The sequence below is a fragment of the Bacillus sp. FSL M8-0077 genome, assembly GCF_038050255.1.
GTDB lineage: Bacteria > Bacillota > Bacilli > Bacillales > Bacillaceae > Bacillus > Bacillus altitudinis.
Window position 1 is genome coordinate 2,061,518 of the sequence record NZ_JBBPAF010000001.1, and the last position, 13,700, is coordinate 2,075,217.

Annotated in this window: 17 protein-coding genes; 5 read left to right on the forward strand and 12 right to left on the reverse strand. The window is 40.7% G+C overall.

What is annotated here, in order from left to right:
• Window positions 1–200 precede the first annotated feature (200 nt).
• Window positions 201–419 carry a DUF3311 domain-containing protein gene (locus tag NST57_RS10450; protein WP_341298528.1) on the forward strand — a complete coding sequence of 73 codons (219 nt, stop codon included), beginning with the start codon at window positions 201–203 and terminating at the stop codon, window positions 417–419.
• Entirely contained in the window at window positions 404–1,897 is a 1,494-nt protein-coding gene (locus NST57_RS10455) for a sodium:solute symporter family protein (RefSeq protein ID WP_341298529.1), read from the forward strand. The genes NST57_RS10450 and NST57_RS10455 overlap by 16 nt, the downstream gene beginning before the upstream one ends.
• 245 nt (window positions 1,898–2,142) lie before the next feature.
• Here NST57_RS10455 and NST57_RS10460 read toward each other — a convergent pair whose 3' ends face one another.
• The gene (locus NST57_RS10460) at window positions 2,143–3,528 is read right to left on the reverse strand and encodes a S41 family peptidase (protein ID WP_341298530.1); all 1,386 of its coding nucleotides are present in this window, start codon (window positions 3,526–3,528) and stop codon (window positions 2,143–2,145) included.
• Between the two features lie 151 nt (window positions 3,529–3,679).
• Between NST57_RS10460 and NST57_RS10465 the strand changes: the two genes are divergently transcribed.
• Both NST57_RS10465 and NST57_RS10470 read left to right on the forward strand, forming a co-directional pair.
• Window positions 3,680–4,378: a class I SAM-dependent methyltransferase gene (locus NST57_RS10465; RefSeq protein ID WP_341298531.1), complete on the forward strand. Its 699-nt coding sequence runs from the start codon at window positions 3,680–3,682 to the stop codon at window positions 4,376–4,378.
• Window positions 4,379–4,470: 92 nt separating this feature from the next.
• Window positions 4,471–4,722: a hypothetical protein gene (locus tag NST57_RS10470; RefSeq protein WP_008346452.1), complete on the forward strand. Its 252-nt coding sequence runs from the start codon at window positions 4,471–4,473 to the stop codon at window positions 4,720–4,722.
• Between the two features lie 49 nt (window positions 4,723–4,771).
• Here the strand turns inward: NST57_RS10470 and NST57_RS10475 are convergent, their stop codons facing one another.
• The 5 genes from NST57_RS10475 to NST57_RS10495 all read right to left on the reverse strand — a co-directional run bounded on the left by NST57_RS10475 (window position 4,772) and on the right by NST57_RS10495 (window position 7,679).
• Window positions 4,772–5,602 (reverse strand): M15 family metallopeptidase, encoded by an 831-nt coding sequence (locus NST57_RS10475; RefSeq protein WP_017367458.1) that lies wholly within the window; start codon window positions 5,600–5,602, stop codon window positions 4,772–4,774.
• Between the two features lie 68 nt (window positions 5,603–5,670).
• Window positions 5,671–6,366, reverse strand: a complete 696-nt coding sequence (gene deoD, locus NST57_RS10480; protein ID WP_341298532.1) for a purine-nucleoside phosphorylase — start codon at window positions 6,364–6,366, stop codon at window positions 5,671–5,673.
• Between the two features lie 110 nt (window positions 6,367–6,476).
• Window positions 6,477–6,794: a hypothetical protein gene (locus NST57_RS10485; protein WP_142155300.1), complete on the reverse strand. Its 318-nt coding sequence runs from the start codon at window positions 6,792–6,794 to the stop codon at window positions 6,477–6,479.
• Between the two features lie 54 nt (window positions 6,795–6,848).
• Window positions 6,849–7,457: a phosphatase PAP2 family protein gene (locus NST57_RS10490; protein WP_142155301.1), complete on the reverse strand. Its 609-nt coding sequence runs from the start codon at window positions 7,455–7,457 to the stop codon at window positions 6,849–6,851.
• Window positions 7,458–7,508: 51 nt separating this feature from the next.
• Window positions 7,509–7,679: a YozD family protein gene (locus NST57_RS10495; protein ID WP_142155303.1), complete on the reverse strand. Its 171-nt coding sequence runs from the start codon at window positions 7,677–7,679 to the stop codon at window positions 7,509–7,511.
• A gap of 119 nt (window positions 7,680–7,798) precedes the next feature.
• Between NST57_RS10495 and NST57_RS10500 the strand changes: the two genes are divergently transcribed.
• Window positions 7,799–7,933: a hypothetical protein gene (locus NST57_RS10500; RefSeq protein WP_017359686.1), complete on the forward strand. Its 135-nt coding sequence runs from the start codon at window positions 7,799–7,801 to the stop codon at window positions 7,931–7,933.
• Here the strand turns inward: NST57_RS10500 and NST57_RS10505 are convergent.
• The 6 genes from NST57_RS10505 to NST57_RS10530 all read right to left on the reverse strand — a co-directional run bounded on the left by NST57_RS10505 (window position 7,930) and on the right by NST57_RS10530 (window position 13,690).
• Complete coding sequence (locus NST57_RS10505; RefSeq protein WP_142155305.1) at window positions 7,930–8,610, reverse strand: hypothetical protein; 681 nt, start codon at window positions 8,608–8,610, stop codon at window positions 7,930–7,932. The genes NST57_RS10500 and NST57_RS10505 overlap by 4 nt on opposite strands.
• A gap of 147 nt (window positions 8,611–8,757) precedes the next feature.
• The gene (locus NST57_RS10510; protein ID WP_003215834.1) at window positions 8,758–8,982 is read right to left on the reverse strand and encodes a YozE family protein; all 225 of its coding nucleotides are present in this window, start codon (window positions 8,980–8,982) and stop codon (window positions 8,758–8,760) included.
• Between the two features lie 79 nt (window positions 8,983–9,061).
• On the reverse strand, window positions 9,062–9,343 hold the full coding sequence (locus NST57_RS10515; protein WP_024718564.1) for a YokU family protein: 282 nt from the start codon (window positions 9,341–9,343) through the stop codon (window positions 9,062–9,064).
• A 2-nt stretch (window positions 9,344–9,345) separates the two neighbouring features.
• Window positions 9,346–10,746, reverse strand: coding sequence for a lysine 2,3-aminomutase (gene ablA / locus NST57_RS10520; protein ID WP_142155307.1), 1,401 nt, complete (start codon window positions 10,744–10,746; stop codon window positions 9,346–9,348).
• 116 nt (window positions 10,747–10,862) lie between these two features.
• The gene (locus NST57_RS10525) at window positions 10,863–12,239 is read right to left on the reverse strand and encodes a sigma-54 interaction domain-containing protein (RefSeq protein WP_341298533.1); all 1,377 of its coding nucleotides are present in this window, start codon (window positions 12,237–12,239) and stop codon (window positions 10,863–10,865) included.
• Between the two features lie 155 nt (window positions 12,240–12,394).
• Window positions 12,395–13,690: a glycosyltransferase gene (locus NST57_RS10530; protein WP_142155309.1), complete on the reverse strand. Its 1,296-nt coding sequence runs from the start codon at window positions 13,688–13,690 to the stop codon at window positions 12,395–12,397.
• Window positions 13,691–13,700 lie beyond the last annotated feature (10 nt).

Consider the following 13,700-nt stretch of genomic DNA (forward strand, 5'->3'; position numbering starts at 1 on the left):
TATTTGCTCTAAATATTATTTTTCCATACTTATTTTCAAGTCTTCCTTTCTCATTCTTCAATATTTACCTCTTTTTAAAAATGAAAGCGTTATATTAGTATGATATTCATAAAAATGATTGTTTTTTCTGAAAATGGTCTTGTGATCTAATCTGACAACTGCTATTATTATGAAATTACAAAATATTAGGGGAGGAAATCATGAACAAAAAACTGATACTGGCGCTACTCATTACGATTCCATTCATTGGACAGCTTGCACTGCTCCCCTTTGTGAATCGTATTCAACCATTTGTCATCGGGCTGCCCTTTTTCCACTTCTGGCTCTTACTATGGATTGTACTCACACCCGTTTGCACATTTATCATTTACAGGATGCAACATTCAAATGGAGGAACTGACGAATGCAAGGAAACTTAACAGCTTTATTGATTACTGCAAGTATTATTTTCATCGTCGTGGTCATCGGTTTTGCCGCTGGTCGTGATAAATCATCAAGACAATCAGTTGAAGAATGGTCTGTTGGCGGGAGAAAATTTGGTGGGCTTCTCGTCTGGTTCCTTGTTGGCGCAGACTTATATACTGCTTATACCTTTTTAGGGCTCACAAGTACAGCTTATACAGCTGGAAGTGTTGCTTTTTTCGCTATCCCCTATTCAGTTCTTGCTTATTTTATTGCGTATTTCTTCTTACCGAAACTTTGGACAGTAGCAAAAAATCACAAGTTGACAACACTTGCTGATTATGCACGTGAGCGATTTGACAGTAAGCTGTTATCCAGTTTGATTGCCATTGTTGGTGTACTCATGCTCATTCCATACATTTGTCTTCAACTGAGCGGGATTCAAGATACGTTAACTGTCGCTGGAACGAGTTATATTAATGTGAATGCAGTTGTTATGATTTCATTTATTTTAGTTGCACTTTATACATTTTTCAGTGGTATTAAAGGTCCTACATATACAGCCATTATTAAAGATATTCTTGTTTGGGTGATCATGCTCTTTATGGTCGTTTCCCTCCCGATTATTCATTTTAACGGCTGGACACCAATGATGAATACGTTAGCTAAGGAGGCCCCACAGCTTCTGACGATACCTGAAGGCGGCTCTAAAGGCATTTTGTGGTTTATTACCGCATCAGGTGTTTCTGCACTCGCATTATTTATGTGGGCTCATGCAGCAACTGGTGTTTTCACTGCAAAAAGCGCAGATGCCATCCGTAAAAACAGTATGTTTTTACCTCTTTACAACATTGTATTGATTTTGGTCATCTTCCTTGGCTTCATTGCCTTTTTAGTCTTACCGGAAGATACAAATCCAAGATTTGCTCTTCTTCATTTAATTCAGACGTCATATGGCGGCGTGATGCAGGGGCTTGCGTATTCAACGATTGCACTTGCTTCTCTCATTCCATGTTCGATCATGGCCATTGGGGCGTCGAATTTATTTGCCAATAATTTGTACCGTGATTTAATCCATCCGAATGTGTCACCTAAACGGTTAACGATCATTACACGTTCGATGGTATTTATCGTGATCGGGCTTGCTCTTTTATTCGGTATGCTGTTCCCGACTGCGCTTGTCACGCTTCAGCTGATCGGTGTTTCTGGAATGGTTCAAATTTTCCCAGCCATTGCCATCAGCTTATTCTGGAAAAAACAATCTAGAGAAGCAACGATCGCAGGGCTCATCGTAGGAATTATCGTTACCTTTACAGCGAATATGACACAAATGACATTCGGCCTTTATGAAGGCTTTCTTGGTTTACTAGCAAACATTGTGGTCATCTTGATATTGAATCCATTCTTCCAGATGAATCTCACATCTAATTCTGTGACAAGTGATTTGTTTGAAAAAAATAGGAAAACAACAAAACCTGTGGCTAACAAAGCGTAACACAAGAAAAAAGCAGTCCCCTGATGAGGACTGCTTCAGCGTGTAGACAAACCCTCGCATTCTTTGTCAGTCCTGCGTGCTGGTGCTCACGAATGTCAAATTCGCTCCGCGAAAGTAGCTGTCCTTCCTAGACTTCAAAGGTATTCTATCACGCTGAGCTGAAAAGAAGACAAAGGGCTAAAATAAAGTTCATTGTAGCCCTTTGTCAACAATTTGAAGCAGTCCCCTGATGAGGACTGCTTTTTCTATTTCATTTCTTTTTTCAACACTTCAATGGCTTTTTTCATTTGCGTATCATTTTTCTTGAGCTTATCTTGGATGTTTGTCATTAATACTGTCGTTGTGTCCCCTGTAAGAATACCATCAGCCTTTAGATCGTGATCTGATTGGAAACTTTTCACCATCGACTGGAATGCTTGATCATATTCTCCATTGGCTTTTGCTTTGTAACCAAGCGCTTGGAACATTTTTTGAGCTGCTTTGACTTCATCTCCATGATCATTCAGTTGATACGTCTTTTTCGGACTTAAGTATGGTAGCTTCGCATAACTCGGTAGAGATGCTTTCACTTGTGGCTCAATTCCTTTTTTATGAATCCAAGACCCGTCTGGTGTCAGCCACTTGGCAATGGTTAATTTCACACTAGAACCATCATTGTAGCTTTGCGCATTCTGAACAGTTCCTTTACCAAATGTCTTTTCTCCAACAAGTTGAATGCTAGAGGATTGGTGCAGAGCTGCCGCCATGATTTCAGCAGCACTCGCTGAACCGCCGTTTACAAGAACAACTGCCGGCTGATGTACTTTGCGTTCTTTTTCCGCTTTGTACACTTGTTTCTTCCCTTTTTCCTCAACTTGCATAATGACTTTTCCTTTATCGATAAAGTCATTGCTCATTTCAATCGCTTCTGTCATAATGCCGCCTGGATTATCTCTCAGATCAATGACAAAACCTTTTGCCCCTTTTTTCTCAAGGTCATCAATCGCTTTATCCAACTCTTTAGAGGTGGTTTCAGCAAAAGAAGTGATTTGGATTTCGCCTATTTTATCTTTTGTTAGTTTTGCATACACCGTTTCAAGCGGGATGGTATCTCTTGTGATCGTGACATCCACATTTCCAACACCTTGTCTGTTCAAATGCAGTTTGACATCCGTTCCTTTTTTCCCTCTGATAAGAGAAACGGCTTTATTCACTGACATGCCTTTTGTGCTTTTACCATCCACTTTTAAAATACGATCATGAGGTTTCAAACCAGCTTTTTCAGCAGGAGAGCCTTTAATCGGTGCGACAATTAAAATTTGTCCATCTTTCTCTTCTACTTGTGCACCAATTCCTTCAAATGAAGATGAAATCGTGTTGTTAAACCCTTCGGCTTCCTCCTGATCCATATATGTAGAGTATGGATCATCAAGTGATGCAATCATTCCTTGAATCGCACCGTCTACTAGTTTTTGATCATCCGTTTTTTCGTAATACTCGTTTTTTACCTTCGTATATGCAGCCATGAGTTTACTAAACTTCTCATCTCCTGAAACGCTGACAGCACCTTGTTTTGTCATAACAAATGTAATCGCTGAGGAAAGCGCTGCTGTCACCAGAATGGCGATCACGAACTTGAATTGTTTTTTCAAAAAAACACCACCTTTATCTCCTTTCATTATTATCAAGGACGATTCTTCATCCGTCAACCAAAGGATCAAACTTCTATTTGAAAAGATAAGCCATTTAGCCCTGCAATGCATAATCTTTAGAGAGAAACATGATAAAGAAAGAAGGGATTCCATGAGTGACTATGTAGAAATGCTTGCCTATTTTGGTGTATCAGGTGCCCATCCTGGTGGAATTGAGCTAACAAAAACGATGATTGAGCATCTCAACCTGGCGTCTGGCGATCGTATACTGGATGTTGGATGCGGCACAGGACAAACAGCCGCATATTTAGGACATTTAGGTTATGAAGTAGAGGCGATTGATACACATCCTTTGATGATTGAAAAAGCCAATCTGCGATTCAAGCGGGAACAACTACCTTTCCGCGCACAGCAAGCATCGATCGAACACCTGCCTTTTGCGGATGACTCGTTCTCTCTACTGATCAGTGAATCTGTTTTAAGCTTCACCCATTTACCTGCTGCGCTTGCTGAGATAAAACGGGTGCTTGCTCCTGGACAACAATTGATCGCTAATGAGGCTGTGTTAAAAGTGCCGCTTACCTCAAAAGAACAGGTAGCCATTCGGGAGTTTTATGGGTTTCACTCCCTCTTTTCATTTTCTGAATGGCAAAAGCAGTTAGCGTCCGCAGGATTCCGTGACATTCAGATTCTCTCATTCGATGAGCACATGGTGCAGGAGGAGCCGACCGAAATGGAATTATCAGATCAAATACCATCTTCTCTTTATGATACATTACAGACACACTATGACCTGATTCAAACACACCGAGAACATCTGAGTCACCTTGTATTTGAATGTACAGTATAAAATGAGCGAATCTCCTATATGTTTTGTCCAAACTCTATGAAGTCTTTCGCATAGGATAAGAGTGAAAAGAGTTTGTCATAAGGAGGAAAAACATGGAGCGCTACTACAAACTTTGTCAGCAGCATATGGGGAAAGTAGCTAGAATTACCGATCGAAATGGCAGAGTACATGTTGGACGTATTGAGCGGGTGTCAAACCGCAAAGTTTATATCCGTCCAGTCGGCGGGTCCCGCGGGGGCTTTGGTTATGGATATTACGGAGGTTATTATGGCTGGGGTGCAGCTTATGGCATCGGTCTCGGTTTTATTACCGGCTTCGCTTTAGCAGGTTTGTTCTTTTTTTAAAACGGCGTATAAAAGAAGGCCTCCCAGCTTCGGGAGGCCTTTTATTTGTTTATATTTTCTTCACTTTGTTCATATACTCTTCGAATGTTAAATCATGATCATGCATCGCTTTTGCAGCTTCTTTCCCTACATAGCGCAAGTGCCACGGCTCATATTCATATTTCGTGATGTCTTCTTTCCCTTTTGGATAACGGATGATAAAGCCATATTTATAAGCATTTTTGGCTACCCATTTACCATCAGGTGTTTCACCAAATTTTTCAGAGATTTCAAAGCCGGCACTTTTTGAGGAAATATCCATAGCTAGACCTGTTTGATGTTCACTTTCCCCTGGTAAGGCTACGGCTTCTTGGGCTTTTTCTTTCCCTTTTAGTTTCACTTCACTATCAAAAATGACTTTTTGACGGTCATAGGAACGATAGCCCGATACTGCAGCAAGCTCAAAGTTTTCCTTTTTAGCACCTTTGAATAACTTCGCAAGTGCCTCCGCTGCTTCTTTTCGAATATATCGTTTTTCAATATCCTCTGAAAAAGAGAATTCCACTTTTGGTACAACGAGATCAGAAGGTTTATAGGTTCCTGGCAGTGCATATTCTTTGTTCACTAAAGCAAGCACATTTTCAGGGTTTTGAATGGTCTTCAGTCCGCTCACTACCTTGATGTCATTGAAATATTCACTCTTTAACGTCAGCTCTTGATTAGATGAATCTGCCGTATCGTTTGAGTTTTGCTGGGGTGATGAACTTGCTGCGTTCTTTTGTTCGTTTGTTTTGTTAGATTCAGTGGTACCGCTTTTCTGATCCAGCAACTGGCAGCCTGATAATGCGGCCGTCAAACCAAGAATCGATGCGATTGAGAGTATTTTATAGCTTTTCTTCATGACATACCTTCCTTTTGCTCTACTAAAAAAATAAAGATGCGCTACATCGTAGCACACCCTTTATACTATTATAAAACAGAATCTAGTGCAATTAAGATCATTTCGTCAAATGTCGTTTGACGCTCTTCAGCAGTTGTTTCTTCTCCTGTTAGCACATGATCACTCACTGTCAGAATCGACAACGCTTTTCTGCCAAATTTTGCAGCAAGCGTATAAAGAGCCGTTGTCTCCATTTCAATCGCTAGAATTCCATATTGATCCATCAGCTCAAGTGGTTTTTCATTATAAAATTGGTCTGCTGTAAATACATTCCCAACACGCACAGCTACATTTTTCGCTTCTGCTGTGTCGTAGGCTTTTTTCAGTAAACCAAAATCAGCACATGGTGCGTAATCAATCGGTCCAAATTCCACACGGTTCATTTGAGAATCTGTTGATGATGTTTGAGCTAAGATGACGTCGCGTACATTGACATCCTTTTTGATCGCTCCGCAAGAACCGACACGGATTAAGTTTTGAACATCATAGCTTTGGATCAGCTCATTCACATAGATCGAAATAGACGGTACGCCCATTCCAGTACCTTGTACAGAAATGCGTTTTCCTTTATATGTTCCAGTATAACCATACATGCCACGCACTTCGTTATAGCACACAACATCTTCTAAATATGTATCTGCAATATATTTCGCACGAAGCGGATCGCCTGGAAGCAATACCGTTTCTGCAATTTGTCCTTTTTCTGCTCCAATATGTACACTCATTTTTTAGCCTCCACTTACGTTTAACATGTGTTTAGTCCCATTTATTATAAACGATTGAGATCAAAAAAGAAAATACCAGCTAAAAGTAGAGCTGGCATCATCGTTTATATTTAACTCATCGTTATTAGGCGTTCACTGCGTTTCCATCCTGCCGGAAAGAGCTGGTAGTAGCACTTCCCTTTTTTCTGGTCATCAATCACAACGATATCGCCTGTTGTGATAAACCGTGCATTGTAATCATTAGGGACTGTATCTTGTACATTAAATGTCGAGAATGCTTTTTCCAGTACATCAAGGTGTGTCCTGCCGCCAATCTTTGTCCGGTACACAGGCTGATGTCCGCTTGCAGCACCATATTCAGGTGTTTGGTAGATGGTTAAGTGATAAGCTGAAGGTTTCTTTTGAAAAAATCTCAACGTCAATTGCATTCAAATCCCTCCCCTTTTATATAAAATTGGCTAGGATCTATGAATTTCCTTCTTCTATTTTTGTCGAATGACGGACAATTTTTCGTCAATCTTTTTACATATGAGAAATAAAGCTAGTCCTATCGCAAAGCCCCCTGCTACATCAGTGACATAATGAACACCGATATACATCCTGCTGATGCCGATCATCAGCACACAACATCCTGTCACCATGTAGACTGCTTTTTGTCTCTTTTTCAGCCACGGAACCATTTCAATGAATAGATAGGCAATAAATGGATAGATCGTTGCTGCATTCATAGAATGACCGCTCGGAAAGCTGTAATAGGTCTCATTCACTAGATGATCAAAGGCCGGACGCTCTCTAGCAAACAGTCCTTTCAGTTCATGATTGACCGTTTTTTCTGCCATATATAGTAGAAAAAGCAGCATAATAGAGTGGTAGCGTTTATACATAAACAGCATCACGCTAAAGATGAGCATGATTGGGACAAGCAGCGCACTGATACCAAAGTCAGTCAAAGTCAGCATGACATCATTTAAAAAAGGAAGTCTGATGTTCTCAAACGATAAGATGATCTGGTTGTCCAATTCCTGAAACATACCAGATACCATAAGCGCAGCGATGGCGCCAAACAAAAGGAAAAAAATGATGACATACACGCGAAACAATTCCCCTCCCTTTCTACTCAGAATCTCTTCAAAGTATAGTGCCTACCTTGCCTCTTCTTCAACTATCATTGCTTTCCTCAGCAGATATTCAAATGTAATATCGGCAAGCTCAAACGTTTCCAGCTCAGATGGTATGTACCCTCTTTTGACCAGCTCCATGTAGAAGAATTCTGCAATTTCCTCTGTATCAATCACCAAATCTGCTTCTTTCATTGCTTTCCGCCTCCTTTTTTATGATGTATGAACGCCGCCTTATTTTTATTACAGTTTGTCATAATGGCTTATTCCATACATATAAATGCAGTAAACGAAAAGAAAAGGGGCACGAGGCAATGAAATGGTTAAGCATATTAGATGGACATACTTTTGATCAGGTAATGGGCCGTATCTTGAGGGGATGGTTTTATGTGATTGCTTTTTTCTGTGTTCCTTACTTTTTATTCGTGTTAGGACAAGTCTTCTTTTAACCAAAATGCTCGTTTAAACTTTCCAAAATAAAGTCCATCATATCCTTATATTCTGGATCTTTGAAAAATTCATAGAGAATTTTATAATCATTGTAAATATCAAGAAGCTCATCCACTATAGATACAGCGAGAAATTCTAGTGATGCTTCCGTTTCTTGTTTCTCTTCTAACTGTAATAGAGCGGTTTGCACCATATCTTCCTCTATTTCTTTTGAGGTTTCTCCAACGTAATGCACAAAAAGAAGCTGATGAACAAACTGATCCATCTCATATTTCCTTAGGACAAGCGTCAAGTCTTCTTCCTCTGTTTCCAGCCATTCTCCATCTTTTAACCTTGTGAGTTCATAAATGACATCTTCCCAGCCATCTTCAAGGTAGCGCCATATTTCAGTCCGATGACCAATGATTTTAAATAGCTCTTTCCCATAATCCTTTACATATACAACATCGCCAATGAGGAACTCATATTCAATGTCCAGCTTTTCTGTATCCACTATCACCCCGTCGTACTCATCGTAAAGCTGGAGTGATGTTTCAAAATAAAGCACCTCATTATGATTGACCTCATATAGATAATGCTGGTCAATTTGATGGACTTTTGTTATCGTTCCAACTGTGCCGTACATGACAACGACGACAATATCCCCTACTTTATATTTTGGTGCTTTCGCCTTCATTCTGTCTCCCCCTTGCCCGACTTTTGGTCTTAACGTATCGTATGCCGGCGCAAGGAATTCTGCATGGGCAACCACACCATGCAAAACGCCATTTTATTTCTTCATGAAAAAACCGCTTCTTCCATACGGAACAAGCGGTTGTGTGTGTTATTTTTTTTTGACTTCTACTTCGTATTGCTCAAAAGCCTCGTCAAATGTCGTCATGGAGCTTAAATAGTCCCCATTTAACTCTAAATAGGCACATAGCTCATGATAATCAGTGGATGCTTTAGGAAAGCTGTGATCTTCATAAGCAGCATTTGCAAAATGACTGATTTCATCCTTCGGTTTTGGATGTCTGTACTTCATTAAATAATGGTAAAACGACTTCACCTGTTTTTCCCTCCGCGACACTCTATTTTGTTGTTATATTATACAGGAATTTGATGACTTGTATAGGCGGAGGTACAACTTATGAAGAAAAATCAAAGTAATTACGCTTTAATAACCGCTCCATGCTCATTAATTCTTCATATGAGATTTTTTCTGGAAGCTTTGTTTGATCGACTAAAATTAATTGATCTTCTATCTCTTTTACTGTCTCATCCTTCTGATACGTCATCCCGCAATGCGTGCAAGAAATCGAAGGCGTTTCCAAAATCTCAATCGATTGTGTGCCCGTGATGAGTTCCCAATAGACTGTGGTCTGTCCTGCGTTCGCTTTCTTCTCCTCACACCAATCACATGTCAGCAACGTTATTTCTCCTCCTTTACGGTTTGTTCTTTTTTGAGCTGGGCTTGATATTTCTTTTCTTTTAACTCATCTCGTTTTTCTCGCTTGTTTTTGAGCGTATCATGTTCAGGATTCGTTTCATAAGACTCTCTTCGTTTCATTCGGCTTAAATTTTCAGGCGTAAAGGATCTTGCTTCGTCCTCAAATAGAGCTGTCACGCCAATGGCCGGTTCTTTCTTTTCTTCATAGATTTCATTAAAATACGCATCCGCCTGGCCGGCAACGTAATGTTCCGGCTCTGGGTAAGAGGTGATCACACCTTCAAAGTTACGCAGGACCACTTTCTCTGGGCTTTGAGATAATAAATAATTTGGCTGTAAGGCGATCTTACCTCCTCCGCCTGGTGCATCTACAACAAAGCTCGGCACAGCATAACCACTCGTATGCCCTCTTAAGCCTTCAATGATTTCAAGGCCTTTTGAAACCGGTGTTCTAAAGTGGCCGATCCCCTCAGATAAATCACATTGATAAATATAATAAGGTCTGACGCGGATCTTCACGAGATCATGCATCAGCTTCTTCATAATTGGAACGCTGTCGTTAATTCCCGCTAGAATTACCGCCTGATTGCCAACAGGCACGCCAGCATTGACAAGGCGCTCACATGCTTCTTTCGCTTCTTTGGTGATTTCAATGCTTGTATTAAAGTGAGTGTTCAGCCAAACTGGGTGATATTTTTTCAAGATCTCACACAATTCATCTGTAATTCGCTGCGGAAACACGACCGGGGCACGTGTTCCAATTCGAATGATTTCAACGTGAGGAATGTCTCGTAAGTTTTTCAAAATGTATTCAAGCACTTGATCATTAATTAACAGCCCGTCACCGCCTGAAATTAACACATCCCGCACTTCAGGGGTTTCTCTAATATATCCAATGGCGGCATCTAATTGCTTTTTCGGCACGCCCATCCCGATCTGACCGGAAAAACGTCTTCTCGTACAATAGCGGCAGTACATGGAGCACTGATTTGTGACAAGAAACAGCACACGATCTGGGTAGCGGTGCGTTAAACCAGAAACAGGTGAATCCTCATCTTCATGGAGCGGATCTTCGAGGTCATATTTTGTTTTATGAAGCTCTTCTGCAATCGGTACAGACTGCATACGAATTGGGCATCTTGGATCGTCTGGATTCATCAGTGAGGCATAGTAGGGTGTAATGTTGAGTGGAATGGTTTTCGTAGAAATTTTCACCCCTTCTTTTTCCTCTTCTGTTAAGTTCACGACTTTTTCTAAATCTTCAAGCGTTTTGACCGTATGCGTCAGCTGCCAAATCCAGTCGTTCCACTTTTCCTCGGGTACATCCTTCCAAAGTTCAATGTCCTTCCAATGTCGCGCAGGTTGATACAGTTTTTGATTCATATCCATTCCCCCTATCAGCATTCACTTTATACTATGCAAGTTATGTGCCAACATGGGAAAATGCCCCTATTCTTTACAAAAGGAGCTTTTCCATCACATTCATCTGTTTGAAGTGCCTACTTTTCGGCATCTGTATATTTTTTTAGCTTATACTGCAATGTTTGTCGAGGAATCTTTAAAGCGGCTGCCGTTTGCTTAATATTCCCTGCGTGCTTTCGTAAAGCTTCTTGAATCAGCGTTTGTTCAAATGACGTCACTTGACTTTTTAATGAGGACTCTGGCGGATGACTTTCTATCTGATGCGTCCGCAAATGGGCAGGGAGATATGCTGGGGTAATTTCTTCTGCTTCCTTTGGCATCATCAAGACGGCATGCTCAATCGTATGTTTTAATTCTCTGACATTCCCTGGCCACTGATGGGCCATAAATACTTGGACAGTTTCTTCAGAAAGGCGGTTGACGTTTTTAGAAAATTGCTGATGATACGTTTGAATAAAATGGCGGGATAACAGCTGGATATCATGCTTCCTTGTGCGAAGCGGCGGGATATGAAATGATGACACATGCAGTCTATAAAATAAGTCTTCTCTTAACATTTGTTTTTTAACGGCTTCAAATGGGTTAATATTGAGTGCAGTAATCACTCTGACATTTACTTGAACCGCTTTTGCATCACCTATCCGGCGGACAACACCATCCTCTAACACACGCAGTAGTTTTGTTTGCAGTGTAAGCGGCATCGCTTGTAGCTCATCAAGAAAAAGCGTACCACCATCTGCTAACTCAAACAGCCCTTTGCGATCTATTGCGCCCGTATAACTTCCTTTGACAGACCCGAATAAAAGACTTTCAAGCAGCGATTCTGGAAGGGCAGCGCAGTTTTGTGGGATAAAGACTTGATCTTTTCGATCAGATGCATGAACTATCGCTTGTACGAGTACCTCTTTTCCTGTCCCAGTTTCCCCGTAGACCACAACGGATGAAGGATATGCAGCAGCTTTTTTAGCTTTCTCCAGCATCTCTTTTAGGTGTGGATCATTTGTTAAAAATGAAGAAAAATCATGCATTTGAGTGGTGCCGGGCACACCATCCGTTCGCTTTTTTTGATCTAAACGATTTGAAAGTGCCGACAGCTTCGACACATCCTTCGCTACTTCTACCGCCCCAATTAACTTGCTGCCTTCCTTAATGGGCAATGTGGTGTTGACGGTTTCAATTTTTTCTCCATTTTTATTCAAATAAGTTTGCAAAGAATGATAAATGGGTTTCCCCGTTCTGAGTACATGCATGAGTGTACTTGTCTTTTCAGTTAATGAAGGATACACATCCAGTATGTACTTGCCAACCACCTCTTCTTTCGCTAAACAGTCAAACTTCGCTGCATTATGATTATAAAAGATGGTGACCCCCTGATCGTCTACAACGTGAATCGCTTCATCGATGGCTTCTAAAATTAATTCAAACCAATCCGCTCTTTCGACAACCTTCCCCACTATTTCCCCCTCACTTTCTATGCCGAAAATCCGGCACGTATTGCCCAATTTTCAGCGGCTTGATGATGTTCAACGTGTTCCCCTATCCTTTTCACGTTTCGCTTTTTCCTTTCGATCTCCTGCTTTTTTCGTCTATTCTAAAAAAAGCACCCCTCTTATGAGGAGTGCTTTCGCCCTGATATTTGATAAAGAGACAAGTCAAATTCCTGAAGGGACTCCATATACAGCGGCACAATCGGCTTTCCTTCTTGAAAAAATGCAAATTGAGAAGGCTGTAGTTTGATTGGCTGATGGTAAAACGCAAATATTTTCACTACCTCAGGGACAATTCTGCAAAAGGTATCATGCACAAATAAATAGACATCTTGTTTCCATTTAAACAGCCGTCTATTTGGCGGGCTGAATATTGGAGATACTTGAATGATGCTGCCTTCCTCAAACGTCTCCAGCTGCTCTTTTGTTACCGTGTATATCTCCTTTTGGTGAAACTGAAAATATTGCACATCACGTTTTGAAGCAAACCGTCTTTTTGTCTGATGTTCAATATAATAAAATGTTCTGCCGTTATCTGCGGTGACAACTGTATAATTTGGCACTGTCAGCATCTCTCTCATTTCATATTTCATCGAACATAAGGAAGGAACACGGATCGCACGCCTGTTCTTTTCATTCACCCAGCGCTTGTCAATTTGATGAAGATATCCGTGAGCGATTTGATAATAAGCGCCTTCTCTTTCAATCACAGCTCCGTCAATTAAATCGTATGGCATACTCGAAAACATATGATGGAATGATTGCGGCGTTTTATATGTGGTATCAAGTACTTCTTGCAATGGAAAGAACACAGAAAAATGATTCAGTCTCATCCAAAAAACAGAGTCAGCATGATGCCAATGTTTTGGTTCGTCAGCCCAGTATTGTCCATATTTTTCATGAATAAGCGAAAGCAGCCGGCTTCTATGCATAACAGAGCAATGGTCGACTTGAAAGGATGCATGCTCCAACACTTGATCTGCTTCTCGAACGAAGCTCGCCGTTTCCACCAAATGCTGATTCACATGCACGACACGCTGCGAGGAATAGACGATATCTATGTGAGGCTTCGATTGAAAAACCTCGACCATTTTCTCTAAACGATCTTTTCTGTATACTGTATCATCAGTTACATAACAAACCAGCTCACCTGTAATACGTGTTAATGCTTCATTGATTAGCGTTGCATAACGTACAGTCTTCAGCCGGTCTGCAGGATGAATTTGATGAGAATACAATTGAATGCGCTTATCCACTAAATAAGGCTGCATCTTTTGGATCGTTTCTTGTTCAGAGCCATCATCCATGATCAAAAGCTCCCAATGCTGATACGTTTGTTCTACCACACTCTTTAGCACACGTTCAATGAAATCAGGTTTGTTGTAGCTTGTTAATATCACTGATACTTTCATGACCATTATCCTTTTT